This window comes from Priestia sp. TSO9 (assembly GCF_021029645.1).
In the GTDB taxonomy this organism is placed as follows: Bacteria; Bacillota; Bacilli; order Bacillales; family Bacillaceae_H; genus Priestia; species Priestia megaterium_E.
In genome coordinates this window covers 1,630,946-1,650,279 of the sequence record NZ_JAJEKD010000015.1, presented here as the reverse complement: position 1 = coordinate 1,650,279, position 19,334 = coordinate 1,630,946, and the positions used below count along the sequence as shown (strand labels likewise).

General features: G+C 38.7%; 19 protein-coding genes and 2 other annotated features (1 of these 21 cut by a window edge). Of the genes, 18 read left to right on the top strand and 1 reads right to left on the bottom strand.

Features of this window, described 5'->3' with window-relative positions; genetic code table 11:
- Nucleotides 1-101 precede the first annotated feature (101 nt).
- Complete coding sequence (spoVID, locus tag LJC66_RS23755) at nt 102-1,259, top strand: stage VI sporulation protein D (RefSeq protein ID WP_230933650.1); 1,158 nt, start codon at nt 102-104, stop codon at nt 1,257-1,259.
- A gap of 77 nt (nt 1,260-1,336) precedes the next feature.
- Complete coding sequence (ysxE, locus tag LJC66_RS23750; protein ID WP_195695857.1) at nt 1,337-2,386, top strand: spore coat protein YsxE; 1,050 nt, start codon at nt 1,337-1,339, stop codon at nt 2,384-2,386.
- 11 nt (nt 2,387-2,397) lie between these two features.
- Here ysxE and LJC66_RS23745 read toward each other — a convergent pair whose 3' ends face one another.
- Nucleotides 2,398-2,595, bottom strand: a complete 198-nt coding sequence (locus LJC66_RS23745; protein ID WP_013059354.1) for a hypothetical protein — start codon at nt 2,593-2,595, stop codon at nt 2,398-2,400.
- A gap of 230 nt (nt 2,596-2,825) precedes the next feature.
- Nucleotides 2,826-3,070: a binding site (T-box leader), on the top strand.
- Between the two features lie 82 nt (nt 3,071-3,152).
- Between LJC66_RS23745 and LJC66_RS23740 the strand changes: the two genes are divergently transcribed.
- From LJC66_RS23740 to LJC66_RS23665, 16 genes are all read left to right on the top strand, one after another.
- Nucleotides 3,153-5,795 carry a valine--tRNA ligase gene (locus LJC66_RS23740; protein ID WP_013059353.1) on the top strand — a complete coding sequence of 881 codons (2,643 nt, stop codon included), beginning with the start codon at nt 3,153-3,155 and terminating at the stop codon, nt 5,793-5,795.
- A 96-nt stretch (nt 5,796-5,891) separates the two neighbouring features.
- The gene (locus tag LJC66_RS23735; RefSeq protein ID WP_230933649.1) at nt 5,892-7,190 is read left to right on the top strand and encodes a bifunctional folylpolyglutamate synthase/dihydrofolate synthase; all 1,299 of its coding nucleotides are present in this window, start codon (nt 5,892-5,894) and stop codon (nt 7,188-7,190) included.
- A 156-nt stretch (nt 7,191-7,346) separates the two neighbouring features.
- A complete protein-coding gene (locus LJC66_RS23730) occupies nt 7,347-7,904 on the top strand; it encodes a DUF420 domain-containing protein (RefSeq protein ID WP_013059351.1) in 558 nt (185 codons plus the stop codon).
- Nucleotides 7,905-8,091: 187 nt separating this feature from the next.
- The gene (locus tag LJC66_RS23725) at nt 8,092-8,286 is read left to right on the top strand and encodes a hypothetical protein (protein ID WP_153254643.1); all 195 of its coding nucleotides are present in this window, start codon (nt 8,092-8,094) and stop codon (nt 8,284-8,286) included.
- Entirely contained in the window at nt 8,283-9,038 is a 756-nt protein-coding gene (locus LJC66_RS23720; RefSeq protein WP_050688568.1) for a prepilin peptidase, read from the top strand. The genes LJC66_RS23725 and LJC66_RS23720 overlap by 4 nt, the downstream gene beginning before the upstream one ends.
- A gap of 118 nt (nt 9,039-9,156) precedes the next feature.
- Nucleotides 9,157-10,230, top strand: coding sequence for an SPOR domain-containing protein (locus tag LJC66_RS23715; protein WP_230933648.1), 1,074 nt, complete (start codon nt 9,157-9,159; stop codon nt 10,228-10,230).
- A 110-nt stretch (nt 10,231-10,340) separates the two neighbouring features.
- Nucleotides 10,341-10,910 (top strand): Maf family protein, encoded by a 570-nt coding sequence (locus LJC66_RS23710; RefSeq protein WP_050688566.1) that lies wholly within the window; start codon nt 10,341-10,343, stop codon nt 10,908-10,910.
- A gap of 15 nt (nt 10,911-10,925) precedes the next feature.
- The gene (gene radC, locus LJC66_RS23705; protein WP_013059346.1) at nt 10,926-11,612 is read left to right on the top strand and encodes a RadC family protein; all 687 of its coding nucleotides are present in this window, start codon (nt 10,926-10,928) and stop codon (nt 11,610-11,612) included.
- Between the two features lie 229 nt (nt 11,613-11,841).
- Nucleotides 11,842-12,867, top strand: a complete 1,026-nt coding sequence (locus LJC66_RS23700) for a rod shape-determining protein (protein ID WP_013059345.1) — start codon at nt 11,842-11,844, stop codon at nt 12,865-12,867.
- Nucleotides 12,868-12,886: 19 nt separating this feature from the next.
- A complete protein-coding gene (mreC, locus tag LJC66_RS23695) occupies nt 12,887-13,768 on the top strand; it encodes a rod shape-determining protein MreC (protein WP_013059344.1) in 882 nt (293 codons plus the stop codon).
- A complete protein-coding gene (mreD, locus tag LJC66_RS23690) occupies nt 13,768-14,286 on the top strand; it encodes a rod shape-determining protein MreD (protein ID WP_230933647.1) in 519 nt (172 codons plus the stop codon). The genes mreC and mreD overlap by 1 nt, the downstream gene beginning before the upstream one ends.
- Before the next feature lie 116 nt (nt 14,287-14,402).
- Nucleotides 14,403-15,086, top strand: coding sequence for a septum site-determining protein MinC (gene minC / locus LJC66_RS23685; protein WP_013059342.1), 684 nt, complete (start codon nt 14,403-14,405; stop codon nt 15,084-15,086).
- Nucleotides 15,087-15,088: 2 nt separating this feature from the next.
- Nucleotides 15,089-15,889 carry a septum site-determining protein MinD gene (minD, locus tag LJC66_RS23680; RefSeq protein WP_013059341.1) on the top strand — a complete coding sequence of 267 codons (801 nt, stop codon included), beginning with the start codon at nt 15,089-15,091 and terminating at the stop codon, nt 15,887-15,889.
- 120 nt (nt 15,890-16,009) lie between these two features.
- Nucleotides 16,010-16,792: a M23 family metallopeptidase gene (locus tag LJC66_RS23675; RefSeq protein WP_230933646.1), complete on the top strand. Its 783-nt coding sequence runs from the start codon at nt 16,010-16,012 to the stop codon at nt 16,790-16,792.
- Complete coding sequence (locus tag LJC66_RS23670; RefSeq protein ID WP_050688563.1) at nt 16,785-17,651, top strand: M50 family metallopeptidase; 867 nt, start codon at nt 16,785-16,787, stop codon at nt 17,649-17,651. The genes LJC66_RS23675 and LJC66_RS23670 overlap by 8 nt, the downstream gene beginning before the upstream one ends.
- Before the next feature lie 83 nt (nt 17,652-17,734).
- A complete protein-coding gene (locus tag LJC66_RS23665; protein WP_195695860.1) occupies nt 17,735-19,204 on the top strand; it encodes an Rne/Rng family ribonuclease in 1,470 nt (489 codons plus the stop codon).
- A gap of 78 nt (nt 19,205-19,282) precedes the next feature.
- Nucleotides 19,283-19,334: a sequence feature (ribosomal protein L21 leader region), on the top strand (it continues 20 nt past the right edge of the window).

The following is a 19,334-nucleotide window of genomic DNA, read 5'->3' as shown; positions in this document are numbered from 1 at the left end:
CGTAAGCTTTTTTAGTTTTAAAGACATATTTTAATTTATTTGTTCATACATCTTTAATGACCGCGCTATTACCTGGCGGGTGTTGGAAGGGGGAGAACAATTTGTCGCAGGATAATTTATCATGTCTGCGTTTTTCCGTAGAAGAATCAGTATGGTTTCAAAAAGGACAGGAAGTCTCACAACTTTTGTCTATCTCCTTAGAGCCTCAAGTATCTATTCAAGAATATGACCAATACGTGTCTATTCGAGGAGCATTACAATTAACAGGTGAATACGAAACGTACGAGGGAGAGCACTCGTTACGCGAATATACAAATGAGAATCAAGTGCAATCTATCTCTGTCCGTGAAGACGGAACGGCTGAATTATCACATCAATTTCCTGTTGATATTACCATTCCTAAAAATCGTATTCAAAGTATTGAAGACGTATATGTATCTATTGATTTATTTGATTATGAATTGCCAGGCACAAATCAGCTGCAGCTAATGGCTGACTTGTCCATCACAGGATTGTACGGAGAACAGCATGAAGAACGAGAAGAAGAGGAAGAGGAAGAGTTTTCGGAGGAACAGCACATCGTCTCCTATGAAGAAGTGGACGATGCTGAAGAGGTATATACTGAAAACGTTGCTCAAGAAGAACAAGAAGAACAAGAAGAACAAGAGTTTGACGTAAGCTATCGTGAAGCTCCCGCACTTTTAGAGGCAGAGGCTATTGAAGAAGATCATTCAGAAGAGCCCCCTAGTTATTTTTCATCTGTATTTAAAAAAGAATCTCGTGCTGAGCAGGTCGTGGAATATGAAGAGGAAGCATATGAACCATTTGAAGTCGAAGTGAAAAAAGAAGCCCAAATCGAGGAAGAAAGAGAAGACAACGTGATTGAACTGTTTCAGCTTCGTCAAGAGCAAGAAAGCTTCGAAGAATCGCAAGCTAGTGAATTGAATACGTATGCTGACGTTCAACAAGAGGCTGAGCAAGAAGAAGTTGAACAAGAAAAGGAAAAGATTATTGTTGAATTTCGGAAAGAAGAAAATGAAAGCGGCCGAAATGAAAACGCCCTTTATTTAACAAAGCTCTTTTCGCGGGAAGAAGAAGCTTTTTCAACGTGGAAGCTTTGTATTGTTCAAGACGGAGATTCGCTTGATACGATAGCAAACCGCTATAATACGAATGTACAAAACATTTTACGAGTAAATAATTTAGAAGATGAATATGAGCTGGAAGAAGGAAGCATCTTAAATATTCCCGTTCGTTAAAGTCGGAAAGAAAACAGTTTTGACGCATATAATGTCTTAACTGTTTTCTTTATTTTTTACGAGGAAGGAGAATATAGATGCAGCGGACAGTAGCAGACTATAAAGTATTGTTAAAAGAATATGACTTAGATGTTGACTTTATCGAAGACTACGGAAAAGTAAAAAAAGTCTATACGAAAACCGGCGTGTTTGCGTTTAAAGAAATGGCGAATCATCAAGAACGAAATCAAAACTTCATTCAAAAGCTGCAGAACGTGTATCAAAAAGGATGGATGGGATTTGTCCCTATTTATCAAACGAAGCGTTCTCAGCCCATTGTTTCAGATGAAAGCGGCTCGTATTACTTAATGCCGTGGCTCCCAAATAATCCGGCCGAAGAGCGTGATATTCGATATCATAAATTATTTCAAGAGCTTGCTAAGCTTCACGGCGCTTCGGCGCAGGAAGTAGAAGTGAAAAAAGAAGATATAGAAAATCATTATACATCGATGAAAGAAACGTGGGAAAAACGTCAGGAAGAGCTGAAGCAGTATGTAGTAGAATGTGAGAAGAAAGTTTATATGTCCCCGTTTGAATTGCATTACTGTACGTTTTATTATGAAATGACAAGAGCGCTTGAATTTGGTTTTGGAAAGCTCGATCAGTGGAACGATGAAATGGAAGAAAAGGAAAAGATCCGGCTGGTTACTTCTCATGGAAAGCTATCGGCTAAACATTTTATCTATGACGAGCGGGGAAATGGTTTTTTTATTAATTTTGAACATGCAAAAGATGCTTCACCTATTTATGATTTAGTCTCATTTTATTTCCGGACTCTTCGCACATACCCAGTAACGACTTATGACAGCTATGAGTGGTTTAGTACGTATGAAAAACATTTTGCTCTCAGAGAAGAGGAACGGCTGCTTTTACACAGTTATTTGGCGTTTCCAGAGCCCCTGTATCAGTGTATCGTTCAATATAGGCAGCATAAAGAAAGTAAAACAGAGCTTGAACATATGCAGTCATTTATTCGAGCATACTGGCTGACGAAAAACATTGAACAGCTCAATATTAAAATATTTGAAGTAGATCAGCAAAAAAAAATGGCAGCGGAAGCAGCTGCACAAGCCCAAGCGAACGAATAGCGCTTGGGTTTTTAAATCCAGTCGGAATATAAAGCAACCGCTAGTATGGCAAGCAGTGCCAACAACAGTACATCAAAGGTTGTAGGAAAAAATAGTGTACGTATACCTTGAAAAATTGTTAAAGGAACAATAAACTGTCCACAAGCTGCTCCTGCTGTTTTGAGCCACCGCTGCAGTTGATACGAATTTACATTTATTCGTTTCTTCATTTGTACATGCCCCTTTCAATCCACGTGCCCAGGTTAAAGTAAGTATATGAAAAAAGAAAGAAATGGTGCCATTTTTTTTAGTGGGCTCTTCATTTTATTTCCAAAATTAGCGAGCGAATGAAAAAATAAAGAGCAGAACAAAAAAATTATGAATATAATCATAAAAAAATGGAGAAGATTATTGACGATTCAACATTTTTTCATATAGTATAATTAAGAGAAATTCATACATAAATACAGTGAATAGGAAGAGTACGGGATGTTCGTCTTTCAGAGAGAGAAATCAGTTGCTGTGAGATTTCTTAAGAATGTGCACTCGGAATGTCGCCTATGAGTAGCTTTTTTGAACAGCTGCATAGTTCAGTAGAAAAAGCCGGTTAATCAACCGTTATGAAATGAAGTGTATAGGCTTATCAAACGGGATACGTCTATAAAAAAAGGTGGTACCGCGAAATCAACTCCTTTCGTCCTTTTATTAGGAAAGGAGTTTTTTTATGTTTATAAAAGCTTTACACAGTTTCTAAAGACTGAAACTTTATATTATGGAGGTATACATTATGTCTGAAAAAGAAGTGACTCTTCCAACGAAGTATGATCCAAAAGCCGTTGAAGAAAATCGTTATCAGTATTGGTTAGACGGGAAGTTTTTTGAAGCAACAAATGACCCTGAAAAAGAGCCATATACAATTGTAATTCCACCCCCAAACGTAACGGGTAAGCTGCATTTAGGCCACGCTTGGGATACAACGTTACAAGACATCTTAACGCGTATGAAGCGCATGCAAGGCTATGACGTTTTATGGCTTCCTGGCATGGACCATGCGGGGATTGCAACGCAGGCAAAAGTAGAAGAAAAGCTTCGCAGCGAAGGGAAAAGCCGCTACGATCTAGGTCGCGAAAATTTTGTAGCCGAAACGTGGAAATGGAAAGAAGAATATGCAAGCTTTATTCGCCAGCAGTGGTCGAAGCTAGGACTTGGCTTAGACTATTCACGCGAGCGCTTCACGCTTGATGAAGGCCTTTCTAAAGCAGTGCGCGAAGTATTCGTAACGCTTTACAAAAAAGGGTTAATCTATCGCGGAGAATATATTATTAACTGGGATCCAGCTACGAAAACAGCTCTTTCAGACATCGAGGTTATTTACAAAGATGTACAAGGTGCGTTTTATCATATGCGCTATCCGTTGGCAGATGGTTCTGGACATATTGAAATCGCAACAACTCGTCCTGAAACAATGCTAGGAGATACGGCTGTAGCTGTTCACCCTGAAGATGATCGCTATAAGCACTTAATCGGCAAAAAGGTTGTCCTTCCGATTGTAGGTCGTGAAATTCCAATCGTAGGCGATGATTATGTAGATATGGAATTCGGTTCTGGTGCGGTGAAAATTACGCCTGCTCATGACCCGAACGATTTTGAAATTGGAAACCGCCATAATTTAGAGCGTATTTTAGTGATGAATCAAGACGGTACGATGAATGACAAAGCAGGTAAATATGAAGGAATGGATCGTTTTGCTTGCCGTAAGCAAATTGTTAAAGACCTTCAAGAAGACGGTGTATTGTTCAACATTGAAGACCACATGCATTCAGTAGGTCACAGTGAACGAAGCGGCGCCGTTGTTGAACCTTATTTATCAACTCAGTGGTTTGTAAAAATGCAGCCTTTAGCAGATAAAGCAGTAGATCTTCAAAAACAAGAAGAAAAAGTAAACTTTGTGCCTGATCGTTTTGAAAAGACATACTTACACTGGATGGAAAATATTCGCGACTGGTGTATTTCGCGTCAGCTTTGGTGGGGACACCGCATTCCAGCTTGGTATCATAAAGAAACTGGAGAAGTATACGTAGATCATGAGGCTCCAGCAGATATCGAAAACTGGGAACAAGATTCAGATGTATTAGACACATGGTTCAGTTCAGCGCTATGGCCATTCTCAACAATGGGCTGGCCTGATGTGGATGCAGCTGATTTCAAACGCTACTACCCAACAAACGTGCTTGTAACGGGCTACGATATTATTTTCTTCTGGGTATCTCGCATGATTTTCCAAGGTCTTGAATTTACGGGTAAACGTCCGTTTGACGATGTACTCATTCACGGTCTTGTACGAGATGCTGAAGGTCGTAAAATGAGTAAATCACTTGGTAACGGTGTAGATCCAATGGAAGTAATCGAGAAATACGGTGCAGATTCTCTTCGCTACTTCTTATCTACAGGAAGCTCACCAGGACAAGATTTACGCTTCAGCTTTGAAAAAGTCGAAGCGACGTGGAACTTTGCAAATAAAATTTGGAATGCTTCTCGTTTTGCATTAATGAATATGGACGGCATCACATTTGAAGAGCTTGATTTATCAGGCGAAAAGTCTGTTGCTGATAAATGGATTTTAACGCGCTTAAATGAAACGATTGAGCACGTAACAAAATTAGCTGACAAATATGAATTCGGTGAAGTTGGACGTATTCTCTATAACTTTATTTGGGATGATTTCTGCGATTGGTACATTGAAATGGCTAAACTTCCTCTTTACGGAGAAGATGAAGCAGCTAAAAAGACAACTCGCTCAATTTTAGCTTATGTACTTGATAACACAATGCGACTTTTACATCCATTCATGCCGTTTATTACCGAAGAAATTTGGCAAAGCTTGCCGCATGAAGGCGAATCAATTACAGTAGCTAAATGGCCGGAAGTACGCCCTGAGCTTTCTGATAAAGAAGCAGCTAACGATATGCGTTTACTTGTAGATATTATCCGTGCTGTTCGTAACATTCGTGCTGAAGTGAACACGCCGATGAGCAAACAAGTAAAATTATTTATCAAAGCTAAAGATGAAAATATTCAAAGCCAGCTCGAAAAGAACCGTGCGTATGTAGAACGTTTCTGTAATCCAAGTGAGCTTGTGATTTCAACAGATGTTTCATTAGATGAAAAAGCAATGACTGCTGTTGTAACAGGCGCAGAATTAATTTTACCTCTTGAAGGTTTAATTAATATCGAAGAGGAAATCGCGCGTTTAGAAAAAGAATACGACAAGTTAAACAAAGAAGTAGAACGTGTACAAAAGAAATTAAACAACCAAGGCTTTATTGCAAAAGCGCCTGCTAAAGTAGTAGAAGAAGAGCGTGCAAAAGAGCAGGATTATGTTGAAAAACGCGAAGCTGTTCAGTCTCGTATTGCTGAATTACGCGGATAATCAACGGGTTAATGAACCAACAGAAAAAGCGTGGCTTGTATAGCGACGCTTTTTCTCTACATAATAATAGCGATGGAAAAGAAAGGTGAATAAAAGATGATAACGACATATGAAGAAGCGCTTGATTGGATTCATAACAGACTTCGCTTTGGAATCAAGCCGGGGTTAGAACGAATGGAATGGATGCTAGAGCAGCTTGATTTTCCGCAGCAAAACCTAAATGCTATTCATGTTGCTGGGACCAATGGTAAAGGTTCTACCGTTTCATATTTGCGAAACATGTTAGAAGAAGCAGGGTATAAAGTTGGAACCTTTACTTCTCCTTATATCGAAACATTTAATGAGCGGATCAGCGTGAATGGACAGCCTATTTCAAATGAAGCAATGACCGCTCTTGTTCAGGAAATAAAGCCTGTTGTGGAGCGACTAGAACATACAAGTTTAGGATCAGCAACGGAATTTGAAGTGATTACAGTCATGGCTTTTCTTTATTTCGGCTATCATGAGTCAGTTGACTATGCTGTGTTTGAAACAGGGCTTGGAGGACGGTATGACTCAACAAACATTGTGAATCCTATGGTGAGTATTATTACAAACATTGGATTTGATCACATGGCAATACTAGGTGATACGGTAGAAGAAATTGCATCAGAAAAAGCGGGGATTATTAAAAAAGAAGTCCCTATTATTACTGGTGCAGAGCAAGTAAAGGCGCTTGATGTCATTACTGAAGAAGCAAAGTCAAAGCAGGCTTCGTTATTTGTGTTAGGAAAAGATTTCGACATTAAAAACTATGAGCCCTTAGCAAACGGGGAAGGCTTTGCGTTAAACACGCCGTATGGCATATTTGAAGACGTGAAATTAAATATGCTTGGCTATCATCAAGTGAAAAATGCAGCTTTGGCTCTCATGGCCGTTTGTTATTTAAAAGAAAAGAAAAAGCTTTCTATCTCCAATGAGCAAATGATAAAAGGGATTCAGCATACAAAGTGGAACGGCCGCTTTGAGATAGTGAATGAGCATCCTTTAACGATTATTGATGGGGCTCATAATGCAGAAGGCATTGATAGCTTGTTATCTACTTTACGCCTTCATTATGAAGATCGAGAAATTCATTTAGTTTTCAGCTGCTTAAATGATAAAAGCGCTGATCGAATGGTCCAAGAGCTTGAAACAATCGCTGCAAGTATTACATTTACGTCGTTTGACTTTCCTCGTGCTCGCGCAGCTGGGGAGCTTTATGAGATGAGTACTCATCATAATAAGCATATGGACGAGGAGTGGAAAAAAGCAATTGCTTACGTAAAGGAAAAGGCGACAGGGGAACAAGACATGGTCGTGATTACGGGCTCTCTGTATTTTATATCAGAAGTGCGGGCTTTTCTTCTAAAATGAGCAAAAGCAGCAAGTGAAATCTTGCTGCTTTTAACATAATGTGAGGAAAGGATACGGATAATAAGGAAGCACTAAGTTCAAAGTATTGTCACTTTCACCCCCTAGGTAAGTGATATATAATAAACATGTACATCACTAAATAAGGAGATTGTTAACATGAGTAAGAATAATGAAAAAATTGTACCGAAAAGTAATAAAAACTTTACCGGTATTATTCTTACCTTTTCAGTGATAGCGAATGTTATTATTTTACTGCTATTCTTTTCGAACATTGGCTATCAAGGAAAAGTAAGTTTTGATTTGACTATCTTTCCACGGTTAAATGCTATTTTGAATAGTTTTACATTTATTTTTTTAGTTGCAGCGTTGATTTCAATTTTCAGGAAAAATATCAATGCTCATAAAGGTTTTATTTTAGCAGCATTCACTTCCACACTGCTCTTTTTAGTTTCATATTTAACGTTCCACTACATTTCTACAGAAACAGCTACGTTCGGTGGAGAAGGAATCGTTCGTCCCATTTACTTCTTCATTTTGATCACACACAGTTTCCTAGCAGCGATTATTGTTCCGCTGGCACTGTTTGCACTTGTGTGGGGCTGGACAATGCAAGTTGAAAAACATAAAAAAATTGTGCGATGGACAATGCCAATCTGGCTTTATGTAAGTCTTACAGGTGTAATTGTCTACTTATTTATGGCTCCTTACTATTAAAAGACGTCTGCTTTTGCAGACGTTTTTTTTTATGCTGTTTTTGGTTTTTAATGGTATAATCCTTATTACCTATAAAAAGTGTGTTTTAAGGAAGGAGGCATACAGAATATGACTTTTATGGGTACTATGATTCAGTTTATTAATAACGGAGCTGTTTGATACTAATCAATAAAGGAGAGATATTGAAATGAATAAACTGTCAGCGAGGAATAAAGGAATTTCTCTAATGAACGTGATCATACTGGTTATCATAATAGGTCTTCTAGCAGCTTTTCTCATTCCGTTTATTGGAAACTATTTAAAGGAAAAAGATACGTTCCTTCACTCAAAAGAACATCTACAATTAGTAAACAAGACGCCTGATATGGAAGAAATAGTATGAGTTTAATTTATCTCTATGCATTTGTTTCAGGCATCACGTTAGGTTCATTTTATAACGTAGCAGGCCTTAGAATTCCTCAGAAAAAATCTATTTTGTCTCCAAGATCTCATTGTCCACACTGTTTATACGTTCTTTCTCCACAACAATTAATTCCCATAGTCTCCTACATCAAAAATGCAGGAAAATGTAGTATGTGTCGCAAAAAAATCTCCTTCATCTACCCATTCATAGAATTTTCGACAGGAAGTTTATTTGTATATGCTGTTTTTAGATTGAATACGACGTTAGAACTGATTGTCATATTAACCTTTGTTTCTTTTTTAACAATTATAGTTGTCTCAGATATAGCCTATATGATTGTCCCAAATAAGGTGCTGCTTTTCTTTTTGCCTATCTTTCTTCTTGAGCGTCTTTTCATTCCATTAACTTCGTGGAGTGATTCTTTAATGGGAGGAGGAATCGCATTTTTTCTCCTTTTTCTAATCGCATTTCTCAGCAGAGGAGGGCTTGGAGAAGGAGACATTAAATTGTATGGTCTGATTGGTATTGTGCTTGGAGTGAAGCTTGTTTTGCTATCGCTTTTTTTAGCTATATTAATAGGCGGAACCGTTAGTATAGGAGGGTTATTAATGAAAAAGGCAAAGGTAGGTGTACCAATTCCTTTCGTTCCTTTTATTTTTATAGGGACAATCGCTGCTTATTTTCATGGAAACGAATTGATAGATTGGTATGTTAGCAACTATTTTTATTGAGCTTCAAGTCTTCGACAAATTTAAAATTTCTGTAACTAAATAGCGAAAACCTTTTGTAACAAGACGACAAATGTCTTGTTATTTTTTTTTTCTTCTATGATAGCATGGAAAAAAGTGTATGTTTTATGTCGGTTTACCTCAGCTTGCAACCGGTACTAAGACTACGTTAACTAAAGGCGGTGGGGCAGTGGACAAGCAGGAACGAAAGATTTCAATTAAAATCAATGGTCAATCCAAGGAAGAACAAGCGCCAGAAAAAGACGAATTTACGTGGGTTCTTCCGGAACCGTCATCCAAAGATTCTCATGTGGAAGAAAATAAAGTGGTGTTTATTGAAGATGTAAGAAATGAAAAAAAGAAAAAGCCGCGATTACATCCTAAAAATGTTTCGATTAAAACGGTAAACGGCGGTGTGATCAAACGAACAGCTGTGATTGTACTGCTAGCAGTCGGAATAGGCAGCGGCATTGGTATGGTCGGTGTGAAAATGATGACAGGAAGTGAACAGCCTGTAAGCAAAGCACAAACAAGTGAGCAAACGAAAGAAGAAAAAGCTGCTCAAACAGCCTCTACCAATGAAAGTGTTGGTAAAGCTGAAAAGAAAAGCGAACAGGAATCGAAGGGGACGTCAGCTGCTGCTTCTACTTTAGAACCTTTTTCCTTTTACATTGTACAAGCAGGTGCCTTTTCATCAAAAGCTGCTGCGAACAAAGCAATGGATAAATGGAAAGAAGAGAACCAAGCAGGCGAGATCTTTTCACCTAAAACCTATTCTCTGGTCGTTGGTGCTGCCACTGGAGAAGAAAAAGCGGAGGCGCTTAGTAAAACGTATAAACAACAAGGTAAAGATGTATATGTAAAGTCTTATGAAATTAAGCCCACTAGCGAATTAGGGGAAAAAGATCAAACGGTTATAACAACAGCGCAGCCGTTTATGGCTAATCTTTTAGATCAATCTGTTAAAGCGATTGAAGGAGAGCGGGTAGCGGATATCAAATCTCTGAAAAAAGAGCTGACAAAAGTTCAGAAAGAAGCGTCAAATGAAGACATTAAAACCATGGTGAGCACCCTTCAAAAAGCTGCGGCTTCTCTTTCTTCATATGAAGACAATAAAAGCAGTAAAGATGCTTGGCTTGCTCAGCGATACGTGTTAAAAGCTCTTCAGCAGTATGAAAGCCTTGTAACGTCTTAACGAGTGAGGTAGTGTAATGCTGCCTCACTTGTTTATTGTCATTTGGAGATGAAATTGCTAAAATAACGGTGTGTCCTTCTTTTTTAAATCAAAATGCAAAGGTGAGATGTATGAAACAAACATTAATTTTAGCCTCAGGCTCTCCTCGTCGAAAAGAATTACTTCAGCAGCTTCACATTCCCTTTACCGTTCACGTTAGTACAATTGAAGAAATCGTCAATCCATCATACACTCCGTCCGAGGTAGTAATGGATTTAGCTAGGCAAAAAGCAGTGGACGTCGCTTCGCATCATAAAGAGGATATGGTCCTAGGTGCCGATACAGTTGTGGTATATGGCAATCGTATTTTAGGAAAGCCAAAAACGAAACAAGAAGCGATTGAAACACTTACGATGCTGTCAGGTCAAAAACACCAGGTATTAACTGGAGTAGCGTTCGTATCAAATGCAAAAGTTCATACGTTCTATGAACAAACAGATGTAGAGTTTTGGCCGATTGAACAAGATGAAATCGTACAGTACGTAGAGTCAGGAGAGCCTATGGATAAGGCTGGTTCTTATGGAATTCAAGGTCTCGGTGCTGCGCTAGTTAAAAAAATCGAAGGAGACTATTTCTCCGTGGTGGGCTTGCCGCTCTCCCGAACAATACGTGAGCTAAAACAATACGGTTTCGTCTACTAAAAAGGAGTGGCGAAATTGGATCAATCATTGTTAATTAAAGATTTTCCTCAAGATGAAAGACCTCGAGAGCGCCTTGTGTCAATGGGTGCTTCTAGTCTTTCTAACCACGAGCTTATTGCTATTTTACTGCGCACTGGAACCAAAGATGAATCTGTTCTTCAGCTCTCCAATCGCATATTAACGCATTTTGAAGGTCTTCAACTTTTGCAGCATGCATCGCTTGATGAAATGATGAATATTAAAGGTATTGGACCTGCAAAAGCGATTCAAATTATAGCGGCTATTGAAATAGGTAAGAGGATTGTACAGCGGAAATCTAGTCAGCGATATACCATTCATGGTCCTGAAGACGGAGCTAATTATGTGATGGAAGAAATGCGCGTGCTGTCTCAAGAGCATTTCGTCTGTTTATACCTCAACACGAAAAATCAAGTTCTCCACAAGCAAACCATTTTTATCGGAAGTCTCAATTCATCTATTGTCCATCCAAGGGAAGTATTTAAAGAAGCCTTTCGCCGTTCAGCTGCATCTCTTATTTGTATTCATAATCATCCCTCCGGCGACCCTACCCCCAGCAGAGAAGATATAGAGGTAACGAAGCGCTTAAAAGAGTGCGGATTTATCATAGGAATTGAATTGTTAGATCATTTAATTATCGGAGATCGAAAATATATTAGTTTAAAAGAAAAAGGATACATGTAAGGCTATGCTTTTTAAAATCCTTGGGTTATAATAGTAGTCATGATTTTAAATGACAAGTTCTTTACAATCATTCGTTATTAATAGACAAAGTATGACTTTTTATCATACAATATTTGGCGTTGACATCTATGAAAAAAGTATAGAAAATAAAAAATGTTACTTATGAAATGAAGAAATTGAATTATGGAATTTTTACCTTTGCATTTTGGTAAGAGAAAGGAAGAGACACATGTTTGGAATCGGTACTAGAGACCTTGGAATAGATTTGGGTACTGCAAATACGCTCGTTTATGTAAAAGGAAAAGGAATTGTTGTGCGTGAGCCGTCTGTTGTGGCTTTGCAAACTGATACAAAACAAATCGTTGCGGTAGGTAACGATGCAAAAAATATGATTGGTCGTACACCTGGGAACGTAGTAGCCCTTCGTCCAATGAAAGATGGAGTTATTGCAGATTACGAAACAACTGCGACGATGATGAAATATTACATCAATCAAGCTCAAAAAACAAAAAGTTTGTTTGCGGGTAAGCCGTATGTAATGGTTTGTGTACCTTCTGGCATTACAGCTGTTGAGAAACGTGCCGTTATTGATGCGACTCGTCAGGCTGGCGCGCGTGATGCGTATACAATTGAAGAACCGTTTGCTGCAGCAATCGGCGCCAATCTACCGGTTTGGGAGCCAACGGGAAGTATGGTAGTAGATATTGGCGGAGGAACAACAGAAGTTGCGATTATTTCTTTAGGAGGAATCGTAACGTGTCAGTCAATCCGTATCGCTGGGGACGAGATGGATGAAGCGATTATTCAATATATTCGCAAGAATTACAATTTAATGATCGGTGAGCGTACGTCAGAAGCATTAAAAGTAGAAGTCGGTTCTGCCGGAATTCCAGAAGGTATTGAAAACATGGAAATTCGCGGACGTGACTTACTAACAGGTCTACCGAAAACAATCGAAATTTCAGCAGAAGAAATTGCAGAAGCGCTAAAAGACACAGTGGCTTCTATTGTAGATTCAGTAAAAAGTACATTAGAAAAAACACCACCTGAACTTGCGGCAGATATTATGGATCGCGGTATTGTATTAACAGGCGGTGGCGCATTGCTACGTAATTTAGATAAAGTTATTAGTGAAGAAACAAATATGCCGGTTGTCATCGCAGAAGATCCGCTTGACTGTGTTGCAATTGGAACTGGTAAAGCGTTAGAACACATTGATTTATTTAAAAATCGTACAAGCGATTCATATCGCTAAATATTAAGAGGTGTAGATCGTGCCACAATTTTTCTTAAATAAACGTTTAGTTATTTTATTAGTCAGTATTATTGTATTAGTGGCATTGATTGGTTTTTCGTTAAATGGTCGTAAAAATGTAACGTGGCCTGAACAGTTTGTCAAAGATACGGTTGGTCTTGTTCAGGCTACCTTTAATGAACCCGCACAATTTGTAGCGGGTTTCTTTCAGAATGTAGGTGACTTAAAGCGTACATACGAAGAAAACGAGGTATTAAAAGCTCGTTTAGACGAACGCATGCAATTAGAAACGAAAGCCAACGCTTTGCAGCAAGAAAATAAAAAATTAAGAGCACAGCTCGACAAAAAAACGGATTTAAGTCAATACAACCCAATCGAAGCAACAGTTATTGCTCGTAATCCAGACCGTTGGCATGAGGTAATTGCCATTGATAAAGGGACGGTTCATAATGTGCAGGAAAATATGGCTGTTATGACTCCTGAAGGGCTGATTGGTAAAGTGAAGCATGCATCTAAGTTCACATCTACTGTGCAGTTAATTAGTTCATCAGATCGTACAAACCGTGTATCTGCTAAAATACAGGCTAAAAAAGAAGTGTTTGGTTTAATTGAAGGCTATGATGATAAAGAACAGGCGCTTGTTATGCGTCGTATTCCATTTGATGCTGATATTAAAGAAAAGCAAAAAGTAGTAACGTCCGGTTTAGGACAAGAAGACGGCATTTTCCCTAGCAATCTTCCAATTGGCGTTATCACAAAAATTGAGCCTGATGAATACGGATTAACGAAAAAAGCTTATATCAAACCTGCTGCTGACTTGTATGACTTAGATAACGTAGTTGTAGCTAAAAGAAGTGCGCCCGCTGCTGAAGACGATTTAGGGGCGGAGGAGGCTAACTGATGAAACGGTTTGTCCTTCCTATTCTCGTGCTTGTCGTTTTTATGTTTGAAAGTATCTTTGTTAATTTTGTCGCCATGGCATCACCATGGCGAGACTGGATTCTATCGCCTCACTTTGTTGTAGTGGTACTGGCTTTTATGTCAGTGTATTATCATCCAAAGCAAGCGATGCTATATGGGGTAATCCTTGGATTCATGTATGATATTGCCTTTACGGATGTCTTAGGAGTATACGCGCTTGGATTGCCGGCCGTATGCTATATCGTATCAAAACTAATGAAGATTTTTCAGCAAAATACGCTTCTCGTAATCTGCATGTCGCTATTAGCTGTAGCCATTATTGAGTTTTATGTATATGGAATTAATAGCATTATTAATATATCCGATATGACCATTGGTCGCTTCTTGCAAGAGCGATTTTACGCAACCATCATTTTAAATGCCATATTTGCACTCATTTTTGCATTTCCGCTTCAAAGATGTTTTCAATATTTTGCTAAATTTATCGATGAACGCTGATCGGAACATACATTACGCTTCTCGTTCATGATAGGATAAAAATGCTGATTGAAGAAACGAAAAAAAGGAATTGAGTAAGTCTCTGTCGAAATTATATATTCGTTGAGGTGAGCGTCTTGAATAAACAAAAGCAACAAAATGTGACAATTAAAGGAACAAAAGATGGATTAACGTTGCATCTCAATGATACATGTTCATTTGCAGAGCTTTTGACGGAACTTAAGACGAAGCTTTTGACAAATAAGCATGGCGATGCCGATCAAATCGTCACAGTGTATGTCAAAATCGGAAATCGTTATTTAACTACAGAGCAGGAAACCGAATTGAAGGCGCTCATAGAAGAAAATCAGTATTTAGTAGTTAAACAAATTGATAGTAACGTTATTTTAAAGCAAGATGCAGTCCGCGTAAGAGAAGAAAGTGAATTAGTATCTGTTACAAAGGTAGTTCGTTCAGGACAGGTTCTCCATGTAGAAGGCGATTTGCTTCTAGTCGGAGACGTAAATCCCGGAGGAACCGTTGTAGCTGGAGGAAATTTATTTGTATTAGGTGCTTTAAAAGGGATTGCTCATGCAGGATATCGCGGCAATAAAAACGCCGTTATTGCTGCATCGTTAATGAAACCTTCACAGCTGCGCATTGCTGATATCATTACCCGATCAGAAGAAGAGCGCAGTGAGAAGGAAGAGAATATAATGGAATGTGCATACTTAGATGATAATGATCAAATGGTGATAGATCGCGTGCAAACTTTACCGCATCTAAGACCGAATTTGACCAGGGTAGAAAGGAGAATTTGACAGTGGGAGAGGCTATTGTTGTTACGTCTGGTAAAGGTGGAGTTGGAAAAACAACGACATCAGCCAATTTAGGTACTGCTCTAGCATTAGCTGGAAAGCGCGTGTGTCTAGTAGACACTGATATCGGCTTACGCAACTTGGATGTTGTAATGGGGCTTGAAAATCGTATTATTTATGATCTTGTAGACGTGGTAGAAGGTCGATGCCAACCGCAAAAAGCCTTGATTAAGGACAAGCGTTTTGAATGTTTGTACTTACTTCCTGCTGCTCAAACGAGTGACAAAACAGCTGTTCAACCAGAACAAATGCGAGAGTTAGTTCTTCAGTTAAAGCAAGACTATGACTATGTGGTTATTGATTGCCCAGCTGGTATTGAACAAGGCTATAAGAACGCCGTAGCTGGCGCTGATAAGGCACTCGTTGTGACAACACCGGAAGTTTCAGCTGTTCGTGATGCTGACCGTATTATTGGATTATTGGAGCAAGAGGATATCGAGTCTCCAAAACTGGTTATTAACCGAATCCGTAGTCATATGATGAAAAATGGAGACATGCTGGACGTGGAAGAAATTTCTCAGCTTCTGGCTGTTGATTTAATTGGAATTGTTGCTGACGATGAAAATGTTATTCGTGCTTCTAACAACGGTGAACCAATTGTCATGGATCCATCAAGCAAAGCATCAATTGCATATCGCAATATTGCAAGACGTATTCTAGGTGAAACGGTTCCTCTTCAATCGTTAGATGAAGAAGATAAGGGAATGTTTGCACGTATTAAACGATTCTTTGGTGTTCGTTCTTAAAAAGCTTCCGATAGAGGAAGCTTTTTTTATTTGTGTGATTTTGTAGAGTCAAGCTGTCATAAGCTCCACGGACAAGTCATATAGTTGATTATACGATAAGAACAAGGAGAATGATGAATCATGAATCGACGTGCTGATGAAATCCGTAAACGAATTGCTGAGCGTAAGCGAAAACAATTAAATACAACGAAGCGTCTTCCTCAAGAACCTCTTCATACGTCCTTAATGAGTGAAGAAGAAAAGTATGGATCGATGGATTATTCTACGGTTGAATACACACCATCAGCAAAGGAATATCACCCGTTATTTCGAAAAGAACGCTTTTTATTTAAAATTTTAGCTTCAGCCTGCTTAGTGTTAATTGTAGGGATTATGTTCAAGAACGCTTCTCCTACTTTTGAAAAGGCCAGAGTGGTGGTTCAACAAACAATGGATAAAGAATTTCAGTTTGCAGCTGTTTCCTCCTGGTACGAAGATAAGTTTGGGAAGCCGTTAACGCTACTGCCGAATAAAGAGTCTAGCAAAACGGAGCAAAGTGTAAGCGGAGAATATGCTACTCCAGCTTCAGGGAAAGTAACGGAAACATTTGCTCAAAGTAAGCAAGGTGTGACGGTTCAAACAGGAGTGGATTCTGTTGTAGAAGCAATGAGTGAAGGTATTGTAAGGTATGTAGGAAAACGTGATGATACTGGGAATACGGTTATTATTCAACATGCGGATGGAACCGAAACTTGGTATGGACAGCTCAAAAAAATCAATGTTAGTATGTATGATTTCGTGAATAAAGGCAAAGAAGTAGGAATTGTGGAAAACAGTAAAAAAGGCGATGCTGGAACATTCTATTTTGCTATTAAAAAAGGTGATAAGTTTGTGGATCCTAGTCAGGTGATTCAATTTGAATAGTGCTTTTTCGTTATTGATGAAAATTCACATTCATCCATTGTTTTGGGGGATTTTCGTAATTGGTATCTTAACGGCTACGGTAAAGCAGCTTTTTTTGTTATTTATTATTGTAATTATTCATGAACTGGGCCACGCCGTAGCGGCTCAATGTTTTTCTTGGCGGATTCGCAGAATTATGCTCTTACCTTTTGGGGGAGTAGCAGAAGTAGATGAACATGGGAATCGTCCATTTCGAGAAGAGTTTATTGTGACAATAAGTGGACCTCTTCAGCATCTCTGGATGTTTGGAGCTGCTTTCTTATTAATGAAAATAAATGTGTTGTCTTTGGAAACGTATGAGCAATTTATGTTTCAATGCACGGTGATTTTACTGTTTAATCTTTTGCCCATTTGGCCATTGGACGGAGGGAAGCTGCTTTTTTTAATTTGCAGTCGGTCTTTACCATTTTTAGAAGCGCATAAGCTTGCGCTCCGGTTATCAACGTTTTTTTTAGCTGTCGGTATTATTTACGCCGTTATTATGCATCCTTTTCAGCTGCACTTATGGATTGTTATTTCATTTTTAATTATATCTGGATATTTGGAATGGAAGAGCAGACAATTTGTCTACATGCGCTTTTTGTTGGAGAGATATCATGGCAAAGAGCATCCAATTGGAGCTTTAAAAACACTAAGTGTATCAACCAGTGAGACGCTCCATCAAGTTCTGCAAAAATTCCAAAGAGGTTGTAAGCATATGATTATTGCTACATCTCAAACAGGCGAGCATGTACAAATTGATGAAAATGAACTTTTACACGCTTACTTTGTAGAAAAAAGAACAAATAGCCAACTAGACGAACTTGTAACAGTTTACTGATTTCTAGTAACATAGAATAGAATGAAAAAAGTTCGGTTGCACTGACCGAACTTTTTCCTATGAATTTAGATTAAAGTGAGGCAATGTATGTGAAGGTATGTATTATTAACGCGGCTACTTCTTCAAAACGTATAGCCGTGATAAACGATAAAGCACTAGAAAAAATCTATTTACAAGAACAAAGCGAGAATCAAATTATTGGTGATATATATTGGGGGAGAGTAGTAAAAGTACTGCCTAATATGCAAGCAGCCTTTATCGATATCGGTTTATCAATGAACGGATTTATTCATCGAAATGAACTTGTATCCTATCAGCAGTCAGAGAATCCTCACAAAGATCAGCAGCCGATGTCTGCTTTTATTCGTGAAGGAGAAAAAGTATTGGTTCAAGTTGTAAAAGAAGGCATTGGGACAAAAGGGCCGAAGCTGACGGGTATCATTGAATTTTCTTCTGATGAGCTTGTATATTTACCGCACGGAAACTATGTCGCTGTATCCAAAAAAATAGCTGAGCCAAAACGACAACAGTGGAAACAGCTTGGTGAGCGGTTAAAACAAGGGATGGAAGGCTTTTTATTTCGAACAGCGATTGCAGAAAAATCAGAAGCTGCGGTCCAACATAAAATAAAAGAGCTACAGAAAAAATATGAGCGCCTTGAACGACAGACACAGGGGATGAAAGCTCCTGCCCTAGTCAGCAAAGGACAAGATTTTCTCGAAACAAGAGTGCAAGCTGCACTTCAACAAGGAGTTGATGGGATAGTAGTAGATGACTTCGACCTATATCAGCATCTTCAAACTACCTACCCTAACTCGTCAATAGAGTACTATAAAGGGAATGAAAATATTTTCTCTTTTTACGATGTAGAACGGCAAATAGAGAAGCTTTTAAAGCGAATCGTGTGGCTCAAAAGCGGAGGCTATATCGTTATTGACGAAACGGAAGCGATGACGGTCGTAGACGTGAACACGGGGAAGTTTTCAGGAAAAGATAATATTCGAAAGACGATGCTTCAAACAAATATGGAAGCTGCCTATGAACTGTCCAAACAGATGCAATTACGTCACTTAGGCGGCATGATCTTAATTGATTTTATAAATATGCCTCATAAAGAAGATCGGACAGAAGTAGAAAGGTACATGAAAAAGCTATGTGAACAAGATGAAGTGCGGACGAATGTAGTTGGCTTTACAGAGCTCGGCATATTGCAATTAACGCGGAAGAAAGTGCGCAATAGTATTGGATCGACATTAACTATGCCTTGTGAAGTATGTGAAGGAACCGGTAAAATGATTGATTCCAAAACGGCTGCTTTTCAAATTGAACGTGTAATTTGGGAACATCGCGGCGCGGAAGAAGAGGCTATTTGGATTGAGACGCGAAGTGATGTTATAAATGAAATGAAGGCACAAGGATTTCTCAACGCTTTAGAGGAAATGGTAAAAAAAACCGTATATCTTACGCCAAGCGATGATTATACAAACACATTTGTTTTGCGTCAATTGGGGTCGAATGAGCAGATCCAAAAAAGGGTCTCTGCTTCTATATAAAATTTTAGAAGAAAACATGAATTCCAATTGACACTAACCTTTGATTTGTAGTAAGATTTAATATGTTGGTTTGTAGCACCCGTGCTACAACCGCTCAGAACAGGTTTTAAGTTCACTTGAACACCTGTGA

Bases quoted from the DNA above. Each gene is read 5' to 3' on its own strand.
- ysxE (WP_195695857.1), top strand. From the start codon at position 1,337: ATGCAGCGGACAGTAGCAGACTATAAAGTATTGTTAAAAGAATATGAC.
- LJC66_RS23745 (WP_013059354.1), bottom strand. From the start codon at position 2,595: ATGAAGAAACGAATAAATGTAAATTCGTATCAACTGCAGCGGTGGCTC.
- LJC66_RS23740 (WP_013059353.1), top strand. From the start codon at position 3,153: ATGTCTGAAAAAGAAGTGACTCTTCCAACGAAGTATGATCCAAAAGCC.
- LJC66_RS23735 (WP_230933649.1), top strand. From the start codon at position 5,892: ATGATAACGACATATGAAGAAGCGCTTGATTGGATTCATAACAGACTT.
- LJC66_RS23730 (WP_013059351.1), top strand. From the start codon at position 7,347: ATGAGTAAGAATAATGAAAAAATTGTACCGAAAAGTAATAAAAACTTT.
- LJC66_RS23725 (WP_153254643.1), top strand. From the start codon at position 8,092: ATGAATAAACTGTCAGCGAGGAATAAAGGAATTTCTCTAATGAACGTG.
- LJC66_RS23720 (WP_050688568.1), top strand. From the start codon at position 8,283: ATGAGTTTAATTTATCTCTATGCATTTGTTTCAGGCATCACGTTAGGT.
- LJC66_RS23715 (WP_230933648.1), top strand. From the start codon at position 9,157: ATGTTTTATGTCGGTTTACCTCAGCTTGCAACCGGTACTAAGACTACG.
- LJC66_RS23710 (WP_050688566.1), top strand. From the start codon at position 10,341: ATGAAACAAACATTAATTTTAGCCTCAGGCTCTCCTCGTCGAAAAGAA.
- LJC66_RS23700 (WP_013059345.1), top strand. From the start codon at position 11,842: ATGTTTGGAATCGGTACTAGAGACCTTGGAATAGATTTGGGTACTGCA.
- mreD (WP_230933647.1), top strand. From the start codon at position 13,768: ATGAAACGGTTTGTCCTTCCTATTCTCGTGCTTGTCGTTTTTATGTTT.
- LJC66_RS23675 (WP_230933646.1), top strand. From the start codon at position 16,010: ATGAATCGACGTGCTGATGAAATCCGTAAACGAATTGCTGAGCGTAAG.
- LJC66_RS23665 (WP_195695860.1), top strand. From the start codon at position 17,735: ATGTATGTGAAGGTATGTATTATTAACGCGGCTACTTCTTCAAAACGT.